Source organism: Haemophilus haemolyticus, from assembly GCF_003493605.1.
Classification (GTDB): Bacteria; Pseudomonadota; Gammaproteobacteria; order Enterobacterales; family Pasteurellaceae; genus Haemophilus; species Haemophilus haemolyticus_J.
On record NZ_QQKA01000003.1, the window covers coordinates 98,858 to 120,051 of the forward strand.

The 21,194-nt window shown below is 37.5% G+C and carries 22 protein-coding genes; 2 read left to right on the plus strand and 20 right to left on the minus strand.

Features of this window, described 5'->3' with window-relative positions; all coding sequences use genetic code 11:
• The 5 genes from nqrD to DV424_RS03730 all read right to left on the minus strand — a co-directional run bounded on the left by nqrD (nucleotide 1) and on the right by DV424_RS03730 (nucleotide 4,539).
• The gene (gene nqrD / locus DV424_RS03710; protein ID WP_005629349.1) at nucleotides 1–627 is read right to left on the minus strand and encodes an NADH:ubiquinone reductase (Na(+)-transporting) subunit D; all 627 of its coding nucleotides are present in this window, start codon (nucleotides 625–627) and stop codon (nucleotides 1–3) included.
• A complete protein-coding gene (locus tag DV424_RS03715; RefSeq protein ID WP_005629176.1) occupies nucleotides 627–1,361 on the minus strand; it encodes a Na(+)-translocating NADH-quinone reductase subunit C in 735 nt (244 codons plus the stop codon). Before DV424_RS03715 ends, nqrD begins: the two co-directional genes overlap by 1 nt.
• Entirely contained in the window at nucleotides 1,354–2,589 is a 1,236-nt protein-coding gene (locus DV424_RS03720; RefSeq protein WP_118859116.1) for an NADH:ubiquinone reductase (Na(+)-transporting) subunit B, read from the minus strand. The genes DV424_RS03715 and DV424_RS03720 overlap by 8 nt, the downstream gene beginning before the upstream one ends.
• A 2-nt stretch (nucleotides 2,590–2,591) precedes the next feature.
• The gene (locus tag DV424_RS03725; protein ID WP_118859117.1) at nucleotides 2,592–3,935 is read right to left on the minus strand and encodes a Na(+)-translocating NADH-quinone reductase subunit A; all 1,344 of its coding nucleotides are present in this window, start codon (nucleotides 3,933–3,935) and stop codon (nucleotides 2,592–2,594) included.
• Between the two features lie 292 nt (nucleotides 3,936–4,227).
• Nucleotides 4,228–4,539, minus strand: a complete 312-nt coding sequence (locus DV424_RS03730; RefSeq protein ID WP_118859118.1) for a BolA family protein — start codon at nucleotides 4,537–4,539, stop codon at nucleotides 4,228–4,230.
• Nucleotides 4,540–4,631: 92 nt separating this feature from the next.
• On the opposite strand from DV424_RS03730, the gene DV424_RS03735 reads away from it, so the two are divergent.
• Together DV424_RS03735 and gorA are read left to right on the plus strand one after the other, a co-directional pair.
• Nucleotides 4,632–5,231, plus strand: a complete 600-nt coding sequence (locus tag DV424_RS03735) for a YajG family lipoprotein (protein WP_118859119.1) — start codon at nucleotides 4,632–4,634, stop codon at nucleotides 5,229–5,231.
• 232 nt (nucleotides 5,232–5,463) lie between these two features.
• Nucleotides 5,464–6,834 carry a glutathione-disulfide reductase gene (gorA, locus tag DV424_RS03740; RefSeq protein ID WP_118859120.1) on the plus strand — a complete coding sequence of 457 codons (1,371 nt, stop codon included), beginning with the start codon at nucleotides 5,464–5,466 and terminating at the stop codon, nucleotides 6,832–6,834.
• A 70-nt stretch (nucleotides 6,835–6,904) separates the two neighbouring features.
• Here the strand turns inward: gorA and pnuC are convergent, their stop codons facing one another.
• The 15 genes from pnuC to galM all read right to left on the minus strand — a co-directional run bounded on the left by pnuC (nucleotide 6,905) and on the right by galM (nucleotide 21,187).
• Nucleotides 6,905–7,582 carry a nicotinamide riboside transporter PnuC gene (gene pnuC / locus DV424_RS03745; protein ID WP_118859121.1) on the minus strand — a complete coding sequence of 226 codons (678 nt, stop codon included), beginning with the start codon at nucleotides 7,580–7,582 and terminating at the stop codon, nucleotides 6,905–6,907.
• Nucleotides 7,583–7,749: 167 nt separating this feature from the next.
• Complete coding sequence (locus tag DV424_RS03750) at nucleotides 7,750–8,517, minus strand: amino acid ABC transporter ATP-binding protein (protein WP_118859122.1); 768 nt, start codon at nucleotides 8,515–8,517, stop codon at nucleotides 7,750–7,752.
• A gap of 9 nt (nucleotides 8,518–8,526) precedes the next feature.
• The gene (locus tag DV424_RS03755; RefSeq protein WP_105899093.1) at nucleotides 8,527–9,243 is read right to left on the minus strand and encodes an amino acid ABC transporter permease; all 717 of its coding nucleotides are present in this window, start codon (nucleotides 9,241–9,243) and stop codon (nucleotides 8,527–8,529) included.
• Nucleotides 9,227–10,000: an amino acid ABC transporter substrate-binding protein gene (locus DV424_RS03760; RefSeq protein WP_105899094.1), complete on the minus strand. Its 774-nt coding sequence runs from the start codon at nucleotides 9,998–10,000 to the stop codon at nucleotides 9,227–9,229. The genes DV424_RS03755 and DV424_RS03760 overlap by 17 nt, the downstream gene beginning before the upstream one ends.
• 271 nt (nucleotides 10,001–10,271) lie before the next feature.
• Nucleotides 10,272–11,537, minus strand: a complete 1,266-nt coding sequence (gene murA / locus DV424_RS03765; RefSeq protein WP_118859123.1) for a UDP-N-acetylglucosamine 1-carboxyvinyltransferase — start codon at nucleotides 11,535–11,537, stop codon at nucleotides 10,272–10,274.
• A gap of 11 nt (nucleotides 11,538–11,548) precedes the next feature.
• Nucleotides 11,549–11,806: a BolA family protein gene (locus DV424_RS03770; RefSeq protein WP_118782005.1), complete on the minus strand. Its 258-nt coding sequence runs from the start codon at nucleotides 11,804–11,806 to the stop codon at nucleotides 11,549–11,551.
• A gap of 15 nt (nucleotides 11,807–11,821) precedes the next feature.
• On the minus strand, nucleotides 11,822–12,145 hold the full coding sequence (locus DV424_RS03775; protein WP_118859124.1) for an STAS domain-containing protein: 324 nt from the start codon (nucleotides 12,143–12,145) through the stop codon (nucleotides 11,822–11,824).
• A 10-nt stretch (nucleotides 12,146–12,155) separates the two neighbouring features.
• The gene (gene mlaC / locus DV424_RS03780; RefSeq protein WP_192880645.1) at nucleotides 12,156–12,800 is read right to left on the minus strand and encodes a phospholipid-binding protein MlaC; all 645 of its coding nucleotides are present in this window, start codon (nucleotides 12,798–12,800) and stop codon (nucleotides 12,156–12,158) included.
• Nucleotides 12,801–12,828: 28 nt separating this feature from the next.
• Nucleotides 12,829–13,335 (minus strand): outer membrane lipid asymmetry maintenance protein MlaD, encoded by a 507-nt coding sequence (gene mlaD, locus DV424_RS03785; RefSeq protein WP_046949632.1) that lies wholly within the window; start codon nucleotides 13,333–13,335, stop codon nucleotides 12,829–12,831.
• A gap of 9 nt (nucleotides 13,336–13,344) precedes the next feature.
• Nucleotides 13,345–14,130 (minus strand): lipid asymmetry maintenance ABC transporter permease subunit MlaE, encoded by a 786-nt coding sequence (gene mlaE, locus DV424_RS03790; RefSeq protein ID WP_118859126.1) that lies wholly within the window; start codon nucleotides 14,128–14,130, stop codon nucleotides 13,345–13,347.
• Nucleotides 14,127–14,921 carry a phospholipid ABC transporter ATP-binding protein MlaF gene (mlaF, locus tag DV424_RS03795; protein WP_118859127.1) on the minus strand — a complete coding sequence of 265 codons (795 nt, stop codon included), beginning with the start codon at nucleotides 14,919–14,921 and terminating at the stop codon, nucleotides 14,127–14,129. The genes mlaE and mlaF overlap by 4 nt, the downstream gene beginning before the upstream one ends.
• Nucleotides 14,922–14,960: 39 nt before the next feature.
• Nucleotides 14,961–16,499, minus strand: coding sequence for an apolipoprotein N-acyltransferase (gene lnt / locus DV424_RS03800; protein WP_118859128.1), 1,539 nt, complete (start codon nucleotides 16,497–16,499; stop codon nucleotides 14,961–14,963).
• 122 nt (nucleotides 16,500–16,621) lie between these two features.
• Nucleotides 16,622–17,521 carry a CNNM family magnesium/cobalt transport protein CorC gene (corC, locus tag DV424_RS03805; protein ID WP_118859129.1) on the minus strand — a complete coding sequence of 300 codons (900 nt, stop codon included), beginning with the start codon at nucleotides 17,519–17,521 and terminating at the stop codon, nucleotides 16,622–16,624.
• Between the two features lie 145 nt (nucleotides 17,522–17,666).
• Nucleotides 17,667–19,940, minus strand: coding sequence for a TonB-dependent receptor domain-containing protein (locus DV424_RS03810; protein ID WP_118859130.1), 2,274 nt, complete (start codon nucleotides 19,938–19,940; stop codon nucleotides 17,667–17,669).
• Between the two features lie 212 nt (nucleotides 19,941–20,152).
• Complete coding sequence (galM, locus tag DV424_RS03815; RefSeq protein ID WP_118859131.1) at nucleotides 20,153–21,187, minus strand: galactose-1-epimerase; 1,035 nt, start codon at nucleotides 21,185–21,187, stop codon at nucleotides 20,153–20,155.
• Nucleotides 21,188–21,194: the final 7 nt, after the last annotated feature.

Consider the following 21,194-nt stretch of genomic DNA (forward strand, 5'->3'; position numbering starts at 1 on the left):
TTACTTCTCCTGTTGCTCTGGTTTCCAAGTTCTTAATCCCCAGATAACAAATCCGATGATAAAGAATGCACTTGGTGCAAGTAGGAATAAACCATTTGCTTGGTACCAACCACCATTCTGAATGGTTTCAAAAATAGTCATACCAAATAATTTACCTGAACCGATAAGTTCACGGAAAAATGCTACGATAATTAACATCGCACCATAACCTAAACCATTACCGATACCATCTACAAAACTTTCAACGGGAGGTGACTTCATCGCAAATGCTTCAGCACGTCCCATTACGATACAGTTAGTAATAATCAAACCAACGAATACCGAAAGTTGTTTAGATAAACCATAAGCGTAGGCTTTTAATATTTGGTCAACAACGATTACAAGTGATGCAATAATTGCAAGTTGCACAATAATACGAATACTGTTTGGAATGTAGTTGCGAATCAGAGAAACAAAGAAACTTGATAACCCAGTTACCAAACTCACTGCAATCGCCATTACAACAGCAGTTTCTAATTTTGTTGTTACCGCCAATGCAGAACAAATACCCAAGATTTGTAATGCAATTGGGTTGTTCTTAACAACCGGAGCTAACAACAGATCTTTATAATTTGCTTTTTCAGACATTAGTTTGCTCCCGCATGAAGTTTTTCAAGATATGGACCAAAACCGTTCGCACTAAACCAATAATCAAATGTACCTTGTACACCATTACCAGTTAAAGTCGCGCCTGATAAACCATCAATACTATGCTCATCTTGTGGAGCTTGCCCTTTCACGATGTGAATTGCAGGTTGATGTTGTTCATCAAACAATTTTTTACCTTTAAATAAACTTGCCCAGTTTGGATTTTCAATCTCACCACCCAACCCTGGCGTTTCACCATGTTGGTAGTAAGTGATTCCATTGATCGTATTACCATCTGGTTGAACAGATACTAGACCATACATCACTGACCACAAGCCAGTTCCATAAATTGGTAAAATAACTTGTTGAGTTTTACCTTGTTCATCTTTTACAAGATAAACTTCTGTCGTTTTGCTACGAGAACGAATACGTGCTTTATCCGCATCAGCAGGAATTGCTTGTTGGCTATCGTCTGCTTGTTGTGTGTATTCACCCGTTGCTAAATCAACGAAACGAGGCTCGATAAATTTTGCATAAGTTTCTTTTACATTAGTATTTTCTTGTAAAAGACCAGCTACATTTAAGATATTTTTTTGTTTATCGAGTAACTTTTGTTCTTCTTGTGCAGGCTTTAACATTACTGCGGAACCAGCAACAATAATGGAACAAACTAAACTCAGTAGCAATACGACAAGAATTGTGCCGCCTACGCTGTCTTTATTAAACTTAGCCATTTGTTCTTGCTCTCCGACGTTTGATATTTGCTTGAACTACGATGTAGTCGAAAATCGGTGCAAATAAGTTTGCAAATAAAATCGCTAACATCACGCCTTCCGGATAAGCTGGGTTTACAGTACGAATTAATACAGCCATTACACCAATTAATGTACCGTACCACCACTTACCTGCATTGGTAAAGGATGCTGAAACAGGGTCTGTTGCCATAAATACCATACCTAATGCAAATCCACCTAAAACAAGGTGCCAATGCCAAGGCATTGAGAACATTGGGTTAGTATCAGAACCAACTAAATTGAATAGCGTTGAAGTTGCAATCATACCAATCATCACACCAGCAATGATGCGCCATGCTGCAATACGAGTGAATACAATCACTGCACCACCAATTAAAATTGCAAGCGTAGAAACTTCACCCATTGAACCAGGTAAGTTACCCACAAAAGCATCCATCCAAGTGATTGGGGTACCAGTTACTGTATGTTGTAATGCTCCCTGACCACCTTGTGACCATTGTGAAAGTGCGGTTGCGCCAGAGAAACCATCAGCGGCAGTCCAAACAGTATCACCTGAAATTTGAGCTGGATAGGCGAAGAACAAGAAAGCTCGGCCTGCAAGTGCAGGGTTCATGAAGTTACGACCTACGCCACCAAAAATTTCTTTTGCAACAACGATACCAAAAGTAATACCTAATGCGGCTTGCCATAATGGCAATGTTGGTGGAACGATCAACGCAAATAAAATGGTTGAAACGAACATCCCTTCATTTACTTCATGGCCACGCACAACTGAGAACAATAATTCCCAAATTGTACAAACGGTGAACACCACTAAGTAAATTGGTAAAAAGAAAATTGCACCCAGCGCCATTTTTGAGCCCCAAGTTGCATTGGCAGTTAAATCTAAACCTAATGAACTTGCAAGTGCATAGTGCCAATCATTAGCAATTAGTTGATCTAAATTGCCTAATTGATTTAAGGCAGGAATCGCTTGGTTACCCACATTGTACATCCCGTAGAAAATCGCAGGGAACAACGCAAGGAAAACCGTAATCATCATACGTTTTGAGTCTAACGCATCACGAACGTGAGTGTTTTTGTGCGTTACTGTACCTGGTGTATAAAGCAAGGTATAAATCGATTCAAAGATCGGATAAAGCTTGCTGTATTTACCACCTGGTAAAAACGCGGGTTCCATTTTTTCAAAAAGATTTTTCAAACCCATTTTTAACCTTCCTTATCAATCTTATCTAATACTTGACGCAAGATTGAACCGTATTCATATTTGCCTGGGCAAACGAAAGAGCATAATGCTAAGTCTTCTTCGTCTAATTCAAGACAACCTAACGCTTGCGCGCCATCGGTATCACCCACGATTAAATCACGTAATAATAATGTCGGTAAAATATCCAACGGCATAACACGCTCATAGCTACCAATTGGAACCATTGCACGCTCACCACCGTTTTCAGCCGTAGTGAAGTTGAATAATTTCTTACCGAAGTGACCTAACACTGTACGAGTAATTGAATATTTATTAGATTGCGGTGTAATCCAGCCAAGGAATTCTTTCTCATTACCTTCAGCGATTACCGATACTTGCAATGCATAACGACTTAAATAGTCATGAGCACCTTTTGCAGTTTGTCCACAAAGCACTGAACCTGAAATTACGCGATTTTCACCCGCACTTAATTCATTTTGGGTTAATTGAGAGAGATTAGCACCAATTACAGTGCGAATTAAACGAGGTTCTTTCACTTGCGGACCAGCAAGAGAAATAACGCGTTCAACATAAAGTTCACCTGTTGTAAATAATTTACCCACTGCGATCACATCTTGATAATTGATGTGCCATACAGTTTTATTTACACCAACAGGATCAATAAAATGAATATGAGTACCAACAAGTCCTGCTGGGTGAACGCCACCGAAATCATGAATCTGTAAATTTTCAAGATCAACAGTTGGGATATTGGTATCACCTGCTTTACACAAGTGTAACGGTTTTGAAGGGAATAAACGACTTAATACCGTTAAACCATTTGTGAAATCTTGCCAAAATTCTTTTAGCACAATTGCAGGATCTGCGGCTAATGGATTGGTATCCATTGCATTCACGAAAATTGAGGCTGGTTCACTATCAATCGCTGGCACTTTGCTAAATGGACGAGTACGTAATGCAGTCCATAAACCTGATTCAACAAGGTTTTGTTTTACTTGTTCAGAAGAAAGCGTATTCAATTGTTCTGCGCTATATTTTGCGAAAGTGATTTGCTCATCCCCTTCCACATTAATTACGACAGATTGTAACACACGTTTCTCACCACGATTGATTACAGTGATAGTACCACTTGCAGGGGCTGTAAAAATCACACCTGGATTTTTCTTGTCTTCAAAAAGCACTTGGCCTTTCTTTACAACATTGCCTTCGCGCACCTTCATCGAAGGACGCATCCCCACATACTCCTCACCTAGAATCGCAACTTGATTCACAACATTTCCGTTGTGGATTACTTGTGCCGGTTTTCCTGCAATAGGAAGATCCAAGCCTTTTTTAATTGTAATCATACTGTTTGCACTACTTTTCAAGGTTAAAAATACGATTGCAAATAAGCTAACTTAAATGCAATCTCGTGTTTGAGCGTGACAAAATACTTCAAAGAAAGCATAAATATCACAAAAATAAAAAACTCAAATCGGTTAATTTCACGATAAACATCCCTATCGAGAAATTGAATTTGGATAAAATTAAACGCCTTATTCTAGCGAAAATCTGTTTTTTTCGCTACTTAAATGCCTACTTTTTTGTAAAAACCTTTTGCGATATATCAAAAAAATGTTACATCTTCATAACATAAAATTAATGACCGATCCCTGCACACCTAGTTGAGGCGGGAATTTTCTCATTTAGCTCGCCCCATTCCTCTGCAGTAAACAAGTGCAACGCTAACGCATGAACACCGCTATTAAGCTCATCTGCAAGCAATTGATAAACACGTTGATGGCGTTGAACTTTACGCATTCTTTCAAAAACATTACTCACAATCACACATTTAAAATGAGATTCCGCGCCACGACCAGAACTATGTAAGTGGCTTTCATTTTCTACACTAAAAAAGTGCGGTTGAAATTCTAGTTGAATTTTTTGTTCGATAGTTTGTTGAACAGACATCATAAATCTCCACAAAATCACAATGAAACGCTATACATTAGCAATGAAGTTTGCAAGAATAACACAGTTTTAACTGGCTCATTGGGGAAATTATGACATTATCAAACAAAATCAAAACATTATCAGCAGTAAGTATTGCAGCCGCTACGCTGTTCCTTGCTGGCTGCCAAGCACAATCAAATACATTAACGTTCACACCACCAGCACCGAATGCAACAATGAACATTAATCAAAATGCGATTGTGTATGTAACAACGAAAGATAGCCGCACAACGCAAGATATCGCGAGCTATACCAAGCGTGGAGAACTCATTAAATTAAATTCATCACCAAGTGTTACACAATTATTCCAACAAGTGATACAACAAAATCTTATTAGTAAAGGTTTCAGAATTGGGCAATCCAATGGATCAAATGCCTGGGTAACAGTGGATGTGCGTGAATTTGCTACGCAAGTAGAGCAAGGTAATCTTCGTTATAAACTTAATACAAAAATTCAAGCAACTGTTTATGTTCAAGGCGCGAAAGGTTCATATAACAAAGCATTTAATGCTACTCGTTCACAAGAAGGCGCATTAAACGCAGATAATGACGAAATTCAGAAAGTTCTGTCTCAAACATTTAACGATATTGTGAATAACATTTACCAAGATCAAGAAGTATCCGCTGCGATTAACCAATATTCAAATTAATCACATAGCTAATTAGATATGCTCTTAAGTGAGGATGGTTAATATAACCTTCCTCATTTTTTATGATGCCATTTTATTCTACATACTACTTTTCACATAAAATAATCTAAAACTAATTATCTGTTCAAAAAGAATAAAAATATTCATAAAACCAATTACATCAATTTATAGCATTCTTCATAAAAATTAGGCAAAATACGGAAAATTTTTGAGTTCAAAAAAGGATCAAATTATGACTAAACATTATGATTACATCGCTATTGGCGGTGGCAGTGGCGGTATTGCTTCTCTAAATCGTGCTGCAAGCTATGGAAAAAAATGCGCAATCATTGAAGCAAAACATCTTGGTGGTACTTGTGTAAATGTAGGTTGCGTACCTAAAAAAGTAATGTTTTATGGTGCACATATTGCAGAAGCAATTAACAATTACGCGCCAGATTATGGTTTTGATGTTGAAGTGAAAAAATTTGATTTTTCAAAACTGATTGAAAGTCGCCAAGCCTATATTGGTCGTATTCATACATCTTATAACAATGTATTAGCGAAAAATAACATTGATGTAATTAACGGTTTCGGAAAATTTATCGATGCGCATACTATTGAAGTAACACTTGCTGATGGTACAAAAGAGCAAGTAACCGCAGATCATATTTTAATCGCAACAGGTGGCCGCCCATATCGTCCAAACATTAAAGGACAAGAATACGGCATTGATTCAGATGGTTTCTTTGCATTAACCGAATTACCAAAACGTGCTGTTGTTATTGGGGCTGGCTATATTGCTGTTGAACTTTCTGGCGTATTAAACAGCTTAGGCGTGGAAACACATTTATTAGTGCGTCGCCATGCGCCAATGCGTAATCAGGATCCATTAATCGTAGAAACATTAGTGGAAGTGCTTGCACAAGATGGAATTCAATTACATACCAATTCCACACCATCTGAAATTGTTAAAAATGCAGATGGATCTCTTACAGTTAAATGTGATGGTCAATCTGATGTTACTGTGGACTGTGTTATTTGGGCGGCAGGTCGTGTTCCAGCGACAGATAAAATTGGCTTAGAAAATGCAGGTGTAGAAACAAATGAACACGGCTATGTCAAAGTCGATAAATATCAAAATACTAATGTGAAAGGCATTTATGCGGTAGGCGATATTATCGAAAACGGCATTGAATTAACACCAGTTGCAGTTGCTGCAGGTCGTCGCCTTTCTGAACGTTTATTCAATAATAAACCGACTGAACATTTAGATTACAATTTAGTTCCAACCGTTGTATTCAGCCATCCACCAATCGGCACTGTAGGTTTAACTGAACCTCAAGCTATCGAACAATATGGAGCTGAAAATGTTAAGGTATATAAATCCTCTTTCACTGCAATGTACACTGCAGTCACTCAACATCGCCAACCGTGCAAAATGAAATTAGTTTGTGTGGGCAAGGATGAAAAAGTTGTAGGTTTACACGGTATTGGTTTTGGTGTAGATGAAATGATTCAAGGATTTGCCGTCGCAATCAAAATGGGCGCAACAAAAGCCGATTTTGATAACACAGTGGCTATTCATCCAACGGGTTCAGAAGAATTCGTGACCATGCGTTAATCTTTAAAGCAAAGAAAAAAGAGCGGTAAAATTACCGCTCTTCTTTGTTTCTAAGTTTGCTTAAGTATGTTTAGATACGTTTAACCAATTTCGTCCAGTTATAATAACCGTACAACGAGTTAAGTAAGTAGGCTGAATACATTAAGTACATGGCTGGTGTTTCTGCCCATAAGAAAATAGAAAGGATATTTAAAGCAATCCATAACAACCACTGTTCACGATAACGCAAAATCATTAAAATCTGTGCAGCAACCGTAATAATTGTTGTTAGACCATCTAAACCAGTTGAACTACCACCAGCCGCTTGTAATGCTTGAACAAAAAGCAAAGTACCAACCGTAGTCACAACAATTAATGTCATCCATCCTTTAACAGTTAACGCTTTTGCAATCACACTTTCTCCACCATCACTATTTTGCATATTGGCTTTCCACATAAAGTAACCAATAAATTGAGATGGCAAATATACATAGAGTACGGTATTCATTTCGCCTAAGAAATTTGATCCCCAAGCGACATAAAAATAAGTGTAAGCAAAAATTAATCCAAAGAAATAATTACTAATTTTACCTTTACTTACCAATACCACACACAAAATACCGGAAATACCAGAAATCATTGCTAACCAGGAATCTGGTGCTTGTACATAAGCCCAAATCTGCGCAATGATGAAAAGCGCAAGCCAAACTACCTCAAAAGGTTTCCAACCAGAAACAAATTCTTGTTTTAAACGTTCTGTCAAAGTCATTATTTACTCCTGTTGACTTAAAAATTTAAATGCGATCATTCTTGCATTGTGCGTTGATAATGTAAAGATTCAGAAGCATTTAATTCTCAACTTGTGAAATTCATCACGTTTCAATTAAATCCTAAATAATCCATTATTCATAAAACTCTCTAAAAATTTACCGCACTTTAAATACAATAATCTGGATCAAGTGGCATTTTTGCTTGTAGCAAGAACTGTTTAGTCCGCTCGTGTTGTGGGCAAGAAAAGAATTTCTCTGCTGTATTTTGTTCTACAATATGCCCGTCTGCCATCAAAATTACACGATCTGCAACATCTTTCGCAAACTGCATTTCGTGAGTAACAATAATCATTGTCCAGCCCTCTTGAGCGAGCATTTTTAGTGTTTGTAACACTTCGCCCACTAATTCAGGATCTAATGCCGATGTAGGTTCATCTAATAAAATAATATCAGGTTTTACCGCAATGGCTCGAGAAATCCCCACTCGCTGTTGCTGACCGCCAGAAAGTTGAGATGGAAATAAATCCGCTTTATTTTTAAGCCCTACTTTTTCTAGCAAACTAAGTGCTTTTTCACGAGCTTGAGCTTTATCTTGTTTTTGCACAACAACTATTCCCTCCATAACATTTTCAAGGGCAGAACGATGAGGGAATAAATTGTATTGCTGAAAGACCATTGACGAACGTCGGCGTAACTTCAATTCATCTGATTTACTAATTTTCTGGCTAAAATCAATTTTTAGACTGCCATCAGTAAATTCCAAAATTCCTTGCTCCGGTCTCTCAAGCAAGTTTAAACAACGTAAAAAGGTGGTTTTTCCAGAACCTGAAGGCCCTAAAATTGCGACTACTTCGCCTTTATTAATTTCAAAATCAATGCCTTTTAACACATGATTGCCATTAAAGTTTTTCTGAATATTACTTACTTTTAACATAGACAATCCTTACAAGTGACGAGAAAGGCGTTTTTCTAAACGCATTTGACCAATAGACAATACAAAACAGAAAACCCAATAAATCAGTGCTGCTTCACTATAAATCAAAATAAATTCATAATTTTCCGCCGTGATATTTTGTGCGACACGAAATAACTCTGCGATCCATACTAAAGAAGCCAAAGAGGTATCCTTTACTGTGCTAATAAAAGTGTTAGAAAGCGATGGCACGGAAATACGCAATGCCTGTGGCATAATCGTGCGAATAAATGCCTGTTGATAATTCATTCCTATAGCATAAGAAGCCTCCCACTGCCCTTTTGGAATCGCAATAATTGATGCACGCACCGTTTCTGCAGCATAAGCACCGATATTGACCGAGAAAGCAATAATGGCAGTTGGGAACGGCTCAAGTTTAATGCCAACTTCTGGCAATCCATAGAAAATAATAAAAATCTGCACAAGCATTGGCGTACCACGAATAATAGAAATATAAGCACGACAAATACTTTGCAAAATTTTAGTTAAAAAATTTGGATTGGGTAGTGTACAAATTACGGCAACCATTACCGCAATAAATAAGCCACAAAAAAAGGAAATAACGGCTAAGGGAATCGTATATAAAATTGCGCCTTCTAACATAGGCCAAAACGAGCTAATTACATAATCAGCTCGTTCTGCGCTCATAAATGGAAGACTTGCTAACAAATTATTGAGTAATGTCATCACCAAACCATTTAATTGAAAGTTGTTTTAATGTACCGTCTTGGCGTAATTCTTCTAATGCTTTATTCACTTTTGCAATAAGTGTTTCCTCGCCTTTCAAAAATGCGAAACCTGTCGGAATTTTCTTATCGCTCTCAACGGCAATTTTTAAACCCGCATTTGGTTGTTTTTTGAAATAATCAAGCACAGCTAATTTATCATTCACAGTTGCATCAACACGTTCTTGTTTGACTGCTTCAAGATTTTGTGCAAGGCTATCTACTGTCACAATAATCGCACCGTTATCACGAGCGTCTTTGCTCCAGTTACTCGTTGCTGATTGTGCTGATTTTTTACCTTTTAAATCAGAGAAAGTCTTAATGCTATTGTTATTTTCTTTCGTCACAATAACGCCAGCAGAATAATTATAAGGCGCAGAATAATCATATTTTTTCAAACGTTCTGGACTTGGATTCGTTTGGTTTGCAATAACATCAAATCGTTTTGCATTCAAACCTGCATACATTCCATCCCAAGCGGTTTCTTTAAACTCAACTTTCAAGCCTAGTTTTTCTGCCACTTTCTCAATGATTTCCACATCAAAACCTGTCAATTTGCCGTCTTTACTATGGAAAGTAAATGGTGCATAAGTCCCTTCAGTCCCTACTAATAAAGTTTTCGTTTTTTCAACACGATCGGCAATTTCGCCTGCGTGAGAAAACGTTGAGAAAGCAATAGCTCCAGTTAAAAGTGCGGTAGTAAAAAGTAATTTTTTCATTTTTTATTCCTTATGTTGTGTTTTGGATTGATGCGATTATAAAAACCAAATTTATGAAAAAACAATACTATTTATTTATAGTTTATAAACTTTTGTTCTAAAAACTAGAAAAGAATTAACCGCACTTTTTGAAAATTATTTTGCATCTATACAACGTAATGACTTATATTTTCACAATTAACGCAAAAATGCCTTTATAAAGAAAGGCATTTATAGAAATTTGACGAATTACTATGGCTGTAAATAGAAAGAATATAACGAGTAACTATATTTAATTATCAGAAAAACGTTCAATTTTTGCACCTAGACCACGTAATTTATCTTCGATATGTTCATAACCACGATCGATATGATAAATACGCTCTACAATGGTTTCTCCCGTTGCGATACAGCCTGCAAGCACTAAACTGATTGAAGCACGTAAATCTGTCGCCATCACTTCTGTGCCAGACAATTGTTCAACTCCGTGACATACCGCTGTATTTCCTTCAATTTCAGCTTTACCGCCCATACGAATTAATTCAGGAATATGCATAAAACGATTTTCAAAAATTGTTTCAGTGATAATGCTTGTACCTTCTGCCACCATATTTAATAAGGTAAATTGAGCCTGCATATCAGTTGGAAACCCCGGATGTGGGGCGGTACGAATATTCACTGCTTTAGGGCGATTACCAAGCATATCTAAAGTAATGCTATTCTCAGTCACATCAACTTGAGCGCCAGCTTCACGAAGTTTATCGATCACTGCATCTAAAGTATCAGCTTTAGTATTTTGACAAATAACACGACCGCCTGAAATTGCTGCGGCAATTAAGAATGTTCCTGTTTCAATACGATCTGGCACGATACTGTGCTCACAACCAGTTAAACGTTCAACACCTTCAATCGCAATGTGATCAGAACCTGCTCCTGTTATTTTCGCACCCATTTTATTGAGGAAGTCAGCGGTATCTACAATTTCAGGCTCACGAGCCGCATTTTCAATTACGGTCGTGCCTTTCGCAAGCGTTGCTGCCATCATAATAGATAAAGTTGCACCTACGCTCACTTTTTCCATTACAATGCGAGTTCCTACAAGACGATCTAATACTTGTGCTTTTACATATCCTTCTTCAAGAACGATGTCTGCGCCTAATTTTTCTAAACCGCTAATATGGAGATCAACTGGACGAGCACCGATAGAGCAACCTCCAGGTAACGATACTTGGCCTTGATGAAAACGAGCAACTAAAGGCGCCAATGCCCAAATTGAAGCACGCATGGTTTTGACCAATTCATAAGGGGCAGTGAAATGATCGATATTCGATGCATCTAATAAAACTGCGCCAGTTTCATCACGATCTACAACCACGCCTAATTTACGTAAAATTTTCAAAGTGGTTTCAATATCTTTAAGCTCAGGAACGTTTGTGAGTTTAACTGGTTCTGTTGCCAAAATAGCGGCAAAAAGAATTGGAAGTGCGGCATTTTTTGCACCTGAAATATTCACGGTTCCACTTAAACGAGATTGCCCATAAACACGGAATTTTTCCATTTTTTGAATCCTTAATTAAATTGGTTTAATGCTCGATCGCGTTTCCATTTTTCTACGGTATAAGTTTTGATTGTTAGGGCGTGAATTTCACCAGTGCTAAAATAATGCATTAAGGGAGCATAAATAGTTTGTTGTTGTTTTACGCGAGAAAGTGCGGCAATTTCATCACTCACTACAATCACGCCAAAATGTGCGTTTTCACCTTGAGCATAAACCTCTTCTACGTTTAGCGCATCTTTTAAAATTCGTTCAATTTCTTGAAGTTCCATCAGATTTCCGTTTAATTAAGATCTGTAAAATTTGCCAATCCAATCAGATAAACCGACAAGATCTGCGAGAGTTAATAATTGTTTTGGTGGATAAACTAATCGCACTGTTTTGTTAAGCTTTTGGCACTCTCGTAAAAAATCACAAAGAGCTGCAAAACCAGCTGAATCAATATGTTGAATACCAGATAAATCCCATTCAACAACCGTTTTATCAAGCACATTAGCTGATAAAAAAACGTCACGTTGCTGCCAAATAGGCAACAACGTGTTACGAGATAGCTTCCCAGACAAAAGGAGTGCTATCTTATCATCATTTTTCTTTAAATCCCAATTTAACATGGCAACAAGATTATTTGCTTAATGTTACAGGTTGGGCTGCTGATTTTTGTACTTGTGCAGTTAATGCATCAATGCCATGCTGACGTAAGATACCACTCCATTCTTGTTGTTTTGTCACAACCATGCTCACACCTTCAGCAACCATGTCATAAGCTTGCCATTCGCCAGTTTTACTATTTTTACGCCATTTAAAATCTAATTTAATTGGCGCAGCTCCGTTAACTTGAATGATATTCACACGAATATTTACTAAGTTTTTATCGCCTAATGCTTTTTCTGGCTCAATTTGGATTTGTTGATTTGAATATGCCGTTAATACTTGTGCATAAGCTTGTTCAATAAAGTCACCAAAAGCTTTAAAGAATTTTTCACGTTGTTCAGGTGTAGTAGATTTGAAATGAGAACCTAGCACCAAAGAACCTGCATAATTGACTTGAACATAAGGCAGTAAATCATTACGAACGATAGTACGTAGATAATTTGGATTTTTTTTAATCTGGCTTTGATTTGCCTGAATATCAGAAAACAATTTGTCTGACGCTTGTTGCATTAATACATAAGGGCTTGTTTCAGCCATAGCTGTACCAGCAGTAAAAGGTGCGGTAAATACTAAGGTTAAAATTGCAAACCATTTTTTTACTTGGAAAAATTTCATCATAAATCTCCTAAATAAATGTTAGTTGTTATTGTACTGTAGGCTCAGTCTTTTCACTGTTACCATCAGATTTTTTATCGCCGTAAAGGAATTGGCCGATTAAATCCTCCAACACCATAGCAGATTTTGTATCTTGAATTTGGCTACCCTCTTTAAGCATGGCCGATTCGCCATCATCAAATCCCATTGTCAATGCAATATATTGCTCACCCAATAAGCCCGATGTCTTAATTGATAAAGAACTATTTTCTGGGATTTCATTATATTCTTGATTAATCGCGATACTTACTTTTGGTAAATAGCTTTTTTCATCAAGTGTAATACCGCTCACACGCCCAATAACCACTCCACCAACTTTTAATGGTGCGCGTACTTTAAGTCCACCAATATTATCAAAAGTTGCCGTCACAGTATAAGATTTCGCCTCACCAAAACCTTGTACGTTGGCTACGCGTAAACCTAAAAAAACTAAGGCACCAATACCAAGTAATAAAAATAACCCGACCCAAAATTCATATTTAATTGTTTGTCTCATAAAAAATCCTTAACCTGCTCCAAACATAATAGCAGTCAAAATAAAATCTAATCCTAGAACAACAAGAGAGGCATGCACAACTGTTCGTGTTGTAGCTTGGCTGATACCTTCTGATGTTGGCATACAATCATAACCATTGAACAGCGCAATCCAAGTTACGGCTACAGCAAAGAAAACTGCTTTAATAAAGCCATTTAAAATATCATAGCTCCAACTCACGGAATTTTGCATAACAGACCAAAAGCTGCCTGAATCAACGCCTTTCCAATCCACACCTACTAAGGAACCGCCCCAAATACCAATTGCGATAAACAAGATTGACAAAATTGGCATGGAAATAACTCCTGCCCAAAAACGTGGTGCAATCACGCGACGTAAAGGATCAATAGCCATCATTTCAAGACTAGAAAGTTGTTCAGTGGCTTTCATTAAGCCTATTTCAGCGGTCAATGCAGAACCTGCCCGACCAGCAAATAAAAGTGCGGTAACAACAGGGCCTAATTCTCGTAAAAGAGAAAGTGCTACAAGCTGCCCTAAGCTTGTTTCAGCAGAAAAATCGACTAATACCACATAACCTTGTAGCCCTAATACCATTCCAATAAATAAACCGGACAACAAAATAATGAGTAACGATTGGACACCTAAAACATGGATTTGCTTCACAAGCAAAGGAAAATGCTTACGAATTTGTGGCTTGCCGATCAATGCGCCAAATAACATAAAACCTGCTCGCCCTAATGCACGGAAAAAGTCGATCACCTGTTTTCCTAAAGCAGAAATAAAATTGACGATCATTCAAACAATTCCTTCACATAATCTTGCGCTGGGTACTTAAAGCGCACAGGTCCATCAGATTCACCTTTTAAGAATTGCACCACGCGCGGATCTTTGCTTTGTAAAAGCTGCTCAGATGTTCCTTCTGCGATGACTTTTTGGTCTGCAATAATATAGGCATAATTTGCAATACTCAATACTTCCTCCACATCGTGCGACACCACGATAGAAGTCAAATTTAACGCTTCATTTAATCGTTTAATCAGGCTCAAAATTACGCCCATACTGATTGGATCTTGTCCAGTAAATGGCTCATCAAACATAATTAAATCAGGGTCAAGTGCAATAGCTCGCGCTAATGCAGCTCGACGAGCCATACCACCAGAAAGTTCTGAAGGCATCAATGCGGCGGCACCTCGCAACCCAACCGCCTCCAATTTCATCAACACAATTTGACGAATTAAACTTTCAGGCAAATGCGTATGTTCACGAATTGGAAAGGCGACATTATCAAAAGTAGAAATATCCGTAAAAAGCGCACCTGATTGGAATAACATCCCCATCCGCTTGCGTACTTCGTACAGTTCACGATTAGATAGACGACAAATATCTTGTCCATCAAACAAAATTTCACCTTGTTCTGGTATTAGCTGCCCACCTATTAATTTAAGTAAGGTAGTTTTACCAATCCCCGACGGCCCCATTATCGCAGTGATTTTTCCTTTTTTTACTTGCAAATTCAGGTTATCGTAAATCACGCGATCACCGCGTTTAAAGGTGAGATTCTTAACTTCAATTAGATTTTGATTCATTAAAATCTCGTTTATAAATAAAAAGTGCGGTCGTTTTGACTAGCGTTTTTGTGAAAGGTTCATCTTACGACGAACAAACACCATCGCTCCGTGTAATACTAAAAACAGCAATGACAAAGCATATAAAGGCATATTTCCTAACACAGAATAAGGGGTTTTGCCTTCTGTAGGTGCAATCTTATAAGTCAAGGTTGTTTCAATAAATTGTGGGGCTTGTGCTAACACCTTACCTTGCGCATCAACAAAAACTGAAATCCCCGTATTCGTTGCACGAATAAGCGGTTTGCCTAATTCTAAAGCACGCATTCTTGCCATCTGTAAATGTTGCCAAGGCCCAATAGAATCGCCAAACCACGCATCATTAGATAACGTGAGCAAATAATCCGTATCTTGTTTCAAATTTTGTCGCACTTGCTCGCCGAAAATAATTTCATAACAAATTGCTGGCGAAAAAGCACGTTTTTTGGCGATTAAAGAGGGTTGAACTGCCTCTCCACTTTGAAATGCTGACATTGGTAAATTAAACACTGAATTAAGTGGTCGCAAAATACTTTCTAGCGGAACATATTCCCCGAAAGGCACAAGATGATGTTTATTATAACGATTTTGCGTATTTGGTTGATAAGGAAAATCTGGGTTTCCTGCAGTCATAATTGAATTTAATAACTTACCAGATTTCGTATCTTGGAATACCGTGCCAATCATAATCTCCGTTTTCGTTTCTTTAGCCGCACGCTCTAATCCCTCAAAAAATGGCGTAATCGCATTTTCAAGCGTTGGCAATGCTGATTCAGGCAAAATAATTAAATCGGTTTTACCAAGATTTTCTGCGATTAATTTTTGATAAATCGCCAAAGTAGAATAGAAATAATTAGGATCCCATTTAAGATTTTGTTCAATATTTCCTTGAGCAAGTGTGACTGAAATTGCCTTATCTTCAACAGGTTTTACAAAGTGAATTCGGGATGAATAAGCACTTAATCCCCCCACGATAATCAATAACAAAGCATTCGCTAAAACTAATTTAAGGTTTTTCGTTTTAAACAAAGAAGAAACGAGATTAAAAATGACCGCACTTGCCCAAACAGTAAAGAACGTTAATCCTGTTACGCCAAAAATCGGGGCAATGCCATAAAATGGGCTGTTAATTTGTGTATAACCAAATTGAAGCCAAGGAAAACCGGTAAAAATCCAACCTCGTAAAAATTCTGTCAATGTCCAAATCACGGCAAAAATTACCGCACTTTGAACTTGGAAACGCTGAACCAAATAGGTAAAGAGTATCGGGTATAGCGCAAGATAAGCCGCAAGTAAACCGACAAGGAAATAACTCACACCTAAAGACGCGCCACCAAATTGGTGAATACTGACGTTAAGCCAACTTACCCCAAAGCAGAAAAATCCCATCGACCACAAAAACGTCGCTAAAAGTGCGGTGGATTTTTTAGGATTTTTAGCGACATAAAGTAAACCGAGTAAAGAAACATAGGCTAAAGGCCAATAATCAAATGGCGAAAAAGCAAAAACACCGACTAAACCAGATATAATCGCAATAAGATAAGTAAAATATTTATTCATAAATTCAATTATATTTTGCACGCCCTCACGAGCGTCTTTTGTGTTGAAATTTGAAATTCCATTTCAAGTAAATAAAAAGCACGCGTTGGAAAACGCGCGCCATCATTGGGGATGATAAAATGCTATTCGGCTTTTTCTTCCACATCATCCATTTCAGCCAAATGTTCATCTGGCACTGTCACGCGAAGTTGAATTAATCGACGACTATCTGCAGAAGTCACTTTAAATTGAAGATTTTTCAAAATAATTTCTTCCCCACGTTTTGGTAAATAACCAAAAGTCTGCATAATCAGACCGCCAATGGTATCCACTTCTTCATCATCAAAATCCGTATTAAATTGCCCATTGAAATCATCAATATCGGTGAGTGCACGCACAGCATAAGTATGACGAGAAAGCTGACGAATATCCGCAATCTCTTCTTCATCAAATTCATCTTCAATATCGCCAACAATTTGTTCCAAAATATCTTCAATGGTAACAAGCCCTGACACTGCACCAAATTCATCCACCACAATGGCCATATGGAAACGCTCAGAGCGAAAATCTTTTAACATACGATCCACTCTTTTGCTTTCTGGCACAATCACGACGGGGCGCAATAATGAAGATAAATCAAACGCTTCGGCATCTTCACGTAAAAATTTTAATAAATCTTTTGCGTGCAAAATGCCCACGATATTATCGCGGTCATCGGCATCGGCAATCACAGGAAAACGAGAATGTGCGGATTCAATAATTGTGTTTAAACAAGTATTTAAATCTTGTTGATCTTCAATAAAAATAATTTGTGAACGAGGAATCATAATATCACGAACACGAAGTTCCGCAATTTCCATCACGCCTTCAATCATTTCACGCGTATTTTGATCAATTAAATCGTTTTGTTCTGAATCGCGAATCACTTCCACAAGTTCTTCACGATTTTTTAGTTCGCCTTGAAAAAAGCGACCGAATAAAGATTGGAAAAAAGGCTTTTTCGTATTTTCAGGTTGGTTTGAATTTTGCTGTTCGTCGTTCATATTGGTTTGTAGTTGATGTCTTATTGACGGCGAAAAAGTATCATATTTTGGAAAAAATCGCAAAAAGCGAAAAGGCGAAAATCAATAAAAATAACCGTACATTAGGTTTGAACCTAAAGTGCGGTTAATTTCATTAAGATTTTAGTTAGAACTCATAACGTACGCCAATATTGAAATTACGTCCTGGTGCGCTATAACGATCCGCATTGGCTGATGTAATAGCCATTGGAATGGTTGATGAAGGTCTTCCTTGATCTTGCGTTGCTTTACTTAGCAGGGCAAGATAAGAAATATCATTCCAATTCCAATATTTTTTATCAAACAGATTATTCACATTAGCTGTAAACATTAAGTTTTTGGTTGGTTTCCAGTAAGCGCCTAAATCAAATAAAGAATATCCACCTGTTGGGTTGTATAGATAAGCAGATGATTGTTCAATATCTTTGTCTGATTTACCTCGACTGTATGTCCATTGGATATTAGCCCCAAAAGATTCTCCTTCATAACCAAAACCTAATTTTGTTTTCATTGGCTGAATGCTATTTATTGCTGTTTTTATACCATTATTTTCGGCTTTACCACGTGAATAGGAAAGACCAGCAATAGTATAAAAATCATCATAAAAATTCCATTTCATATCGGCTGTGACACCATATACCTTAGCTTTATCAAGATTATCATATTGAATAAAGCTGGTGTAACCATTCGTTGGTTTGGCAACCCAATCAATAAAATTATGATATCGGTTGTAATAACCAGTCACTAAATAATTAATCTCTGATGTTTTACCTTTTACACCAACCTCAAAATTATCTGCCGTTTCTGATTTCAAATTAGGGTTACCTACTACTGCGACATTTACCGTTTGTGTACCACGCCCTGGAATAGGATAGATAACACTTTCAAAGAAATACGAGCTTAGCTGCTGTGTTGATGGCGTTCTAACACCACGGGAATATTGTAAATAAGGAATAAAATTATCGGACAATCGATATTCCAAGCTAATTTTTGGCGTAAATTGGGTCTCGGATTGCTTACGAGCGTGCAATTCAGCAACTCGATTATCATTAGATATTGGTTTTACTCGATAATGTACAAAACCCAATTGTGGTGTAATGGCAAAGTTACCAAACGCCATTTCATCTTCTAAATAACCAGTAAACTTATCCTGTTGCATCTCTGCCATTGGATACATATTGGTAATTTGACGATAAGCTGGTCTGACAAGATGAATATCATCACTCGCCTTATTATGCACATAAGATAAACCATAGCGTAACACTTGAGGAATATTTCCATCAATTACCGAAATTAAATTACTTACAAGACCATAGCTTTTATCACTAAATTTAGTATTTTCTTGACGATAGCTTCGCGTACCTAAACGATAACGATAGTTTTCAGTTTTGGCGTCTTGATAAAAAACTTGTGTTTTTGCATATTGCAACCAGCCTTTTTCACTATTGTATTCATGACTTAACGAAAAACGATCTCTAGTTACTTTATCCTGCGTATAGCCCGTGATCTGCGTTCCGGTACGCATATCAATGTTAGAATTATTGAAAGAAAGTAAATCTTTATTAATATTCTTATGTTGATGTTCAAAAATAAAACCTAACTTATTCTTATCGTCTAGTTGATAATAGTGCTTAGTTAATAAATAAGTATTTTTAGTATCCGTTGGATTTGGTGCTGTACGTGTTTCCCCCACACTATTATTTTTACCTTGGTTTTTAGTTTCATTCCCTTTTCGTTGAGTTAGCATTACCATGCCTTCATAATCTCCAGCTTTGACTGCGCCTCCAGCACTGCCATAAACTGAACGATCAACACTGTTATAACCAGTTCCTACAACGCCACCGAAATGACGACCTTTTAATAAATCTGAAGGTTCTATCGTTGTAAAATTAACACTACCAGAAAGGCTATTAGCTGAACCAGCATAACGAACATCCGCACTACGTAAAGCACTTACATCAATGTAATCAGTACGACCAAATTCTGAACCATAAGAAATAAAATGTTTCGCTTCTTGCGCTTCTGGTAAAGGAATATCATCTATTGTTGTAGTGACTCGGTTAGCTTGTAAGCCTCGAATGTTTACACCTTCTCCGCCAGAACGTGCAGCTTGCAATTGGCTGACATTAACATCCATTTTTCCTGCAAAAACATCTTTTACATCACGTGACTGTTTTAAGAAAATTTGTTGATGGCTTACCGATGTATTCACCAATGCATCGCTAATATTTGAATCGCTCACAACAATTTCATTCAACTTTTCTTGCGGTGAGTTATGAGAAAGTGCAGCCTGTTCTTGAGCAAAAATTATCGGAGATGTGCAAAAAAACGCTACTAATGTGGCAAGCTTTGTGGTTTGTGGTTTGTGGTTTGTGGTTTGTGGTTTGTGGTTTCTTATCATAAAATACACCCTTAATGCTATTAACAATCCTTATCAATTATATGTGTTTTTCTAAAGATTACAATACCAAATACAAATAAGGTGATGACTAGATAATGACTAACAAAACTCTCTTAACTAGTTGTTTAAAAATGGAAATTTGAGATTTTATCTAACCCTTTCTTTATGTCAGAGTGACAGGAGTCGCTTTATCTCCTGCCGATGTTACAAAATTAACTTGGAATGAATAAGAACTTAAACTCCGTCCATTGATAATATCGCTCGCCTGCTTTTTGAATCCCGCCGTAATTTTGCCATTCAGGATGATTTGGGGTGTCGGGTAAACATTGAGTTTCTAGTGCTACGCCAGAAAAATCGGCATATAATTCGCCATTTCTCGTTGGTGTACCTGCAAGATAATTACCCGTATAAACCTGCAATGCGGCTTGTGAGGTTCTTACTTCCAAACTTAAATCACCAGTTGGAGAAGTCAGTAACACACAAGGCTTTTGCCACGCTTTATTGACAATAAAGGAATGATCGTAACCTTTTGTTGCTTGCTGATCCCCTTGTAAAAAATCTTGTTTGATGGGTTTAGCAATACGGAAGTCAAAACTTGTATTCACTACGTGCTTTAATGGAGAATTAGGAATCCCCTCATTATCGACAGGCAGATAAAAATCGGCATTTAAACGTAATGTATGCTCACGCACGTCACTGCCTTGCTCTGCATTTTCTAAATTGAAATAAGCATGATTCGTTAGGTTCAATGCGGTATCCTTATCGCACATCCCTGCATATTCAATTTTTACGCTATTATCATCTGTTAGCGTATAGGTTACTGACACATCCACATTACCAGGAAAACCTTGATCACCATCCATTGAATGTAATGAAAAACACACAAAATTCTCACCGCACTTTTGGATTGTCCAACGACGTTTATCAAAGCCCTCTCCACCATGCAGCTGGTGTTTGCCCTGATTACTACTCAATTTAATAAGTTCACCATTCAATTCAAATTGTGCATTTGCAATACGATTTGCATAACGCCCTACGCTTGCACCAAGATAACTTTGCTGAGTGGGATAATCTTCCACTTTACATCCCAATAAAATCTCGCGTAATGTGCCATTTACTGGCACTTTACAAGAAAGCCAAGTTGCCCCCCAATCCATAAATTGAACACGCATTCCATTTTCATTTTGCAGAGTTATAAGCTGATAAGGTGCACCATCAGGCGCATTAAAAGTGGTTTGTTCTAACATCATTTTC

What these genes read in the sequence shown, in the direction of transcription:
- nqrD (WP_005629349.1), bottom strand. Translation starts at nt 627, where the DNA reads ATGTCTGAAAAAGCAAATTATAAAGATCTGTTGTTAGCTCCGGTTGTT.
- DV424_RS03715 (WP_005629176.1), bottom strand. Translation starts at nt 1,361, where the DNA reads ATGGCTAAGTTTAATAAAGACAGCGTAGGCGGCACAATTCTTGTCGTA.
- DV424_RS03720 (WP_118859116.1), bottom strand. Translation starts at nt 2,589, where the DNA reads ATGGGTTTGAAAAATCTTTTTGAAAAAATGGAACCCGCGTTTTTACCA.
- DV424_RS03725 (WP_118859117.1), bottom strand. Translation starts at nt 3,935, where the DNA reads ATGATTACAATTAAAAAAGGCTTGGATCTTCCTATTGCAGGAAAACCG.
- DV424_RS03730 (WP_118859118.1), bottom strand. Translation starts at nt 4,539, where the DNA reads ATGTCTGTTCAACAAACTATCGAACAAAAAATTCAACTAGAATTTCAA.
- DV424_RS03735 (WP_118859119.1), top strand. Translation starts at nt 4,632, where the DNA reads ATGACATTATCAAACAAAATCAAAACATTATCAGCAGTAAGTATTGCA.
- gorA (WP_118859120.1), top strand. Translation starts at nt 5,464, where the DNA reads ATGACTAAACATTATGATTACATCGCTATTGGCGGTGGCAGTGGCGGT.
- pnuC (WP_118859121.1), bottom strand. Translation starts at nt 7,582, where the DNA reads ATGACTTTGACAGAACGTTTAAAACAAGAATTTGTTTCTGGTTGGAAA.
- DV424_RS03750 (WP_118859122.1), bottom strand. Translation starts at nt 8,517, where the DNA reads ATGTTAAAAGTAAGTAATATTCAGAAAAACTTTAATGGCAATCATGTG.
- DV424_RS03755 (WP_105899093.1), bottom strand. Translation starts at nt 9,243, where the DNA reads ATGACATTACTCAATAATTTGTTAGCAAGTCTTCCATTTATGAGCGCA.
- DV424_RS03760 (WP_105899094.1), bottom strand. Translation starts at nt 10,000, where the DNA reads ATGAAAAAATTACTTTTTACTACCGCACTTTTAACTGGAGCTATTGCT.
- murA (WP_118859123.1), bottom strand. Translation starts at nt 11,537, where the DNA reads ATGGAAAAATTCCGTGTTTATGGGCAATCTCGTTTAAGTGGAACCGTG.
- DV424_RS03770 (WP_118782005.1), bottom strand. Translation starts at nt 11,806, where the DNA reads ATGGAACTTCAAGAAATTGAACGAATTTTAAAAGATGCGCTAAACGTA.
- DV424_RS03775 (WP_118859124.1), bottom strand. Translation starts at nt 12,145, where the DNA reads ATGTTAAATTGGGATTTAAAGAAAAATGATGATAAGATAGCACTCCTT.
- mlaC (WP_192880645.1), bottom strand. Translation starts at nt 12,800, where the DNA reads ATGAAATTTTTCCAAGTAAAAAAATGGTTTGCAATTTTAACCTTAGTA.
- mlaD (WP_046949632.1), bottom strand. Translation starts at nt 13,335, where the DNA reads ATGAGACAAACAATTAAATATGAATTTTGGGTCGGGTTATTTTTATTA.
- mlaE (WP_118859126.1), bottom strand. Translation starts at nt 14,130, where the DNA reads ATGATCGTCAATTTTATTTCTGCTTTAGGAAAACAGGTGATCGACTTT.
- mlaF (WP_118859127.1), bottom strand. Translation starts at nt 14,921, where the DNA reads ATGAATCAAAATCTAATTGAAGTTAAGAATCTCACCTTTAAACGCGGT.
- lnt (WP_118859128.1), bottom strand. Translation starts at nt 16,499, where the DNA reads ATGAATAAATATTTTACTTATCTTATTGCGATTATATCTGGTTTAGTC.
- corC (WP_118859129.1), bottom strand. Translation starts at nt 17,521, where the DNA reads ATGAACGACGAACAGCAAAATTCAAACCAACCTGAAAATACGAAAAAG.
- DV424_RS03810 (WP_118859130.1), bottom strand. Translation starts at nt 19,940, where the DNA reads ATGATAAGAAACCACAAACCACAAACCACAAACCACAAACCACAAACC.
- galM (WP_118859131.1), bottom strand. Translation starts at nt 21,187, where the DNA reads ATGTTAGAACAAACCACTTTTAATGCGCCTGATGGTGCACCTTATCAG.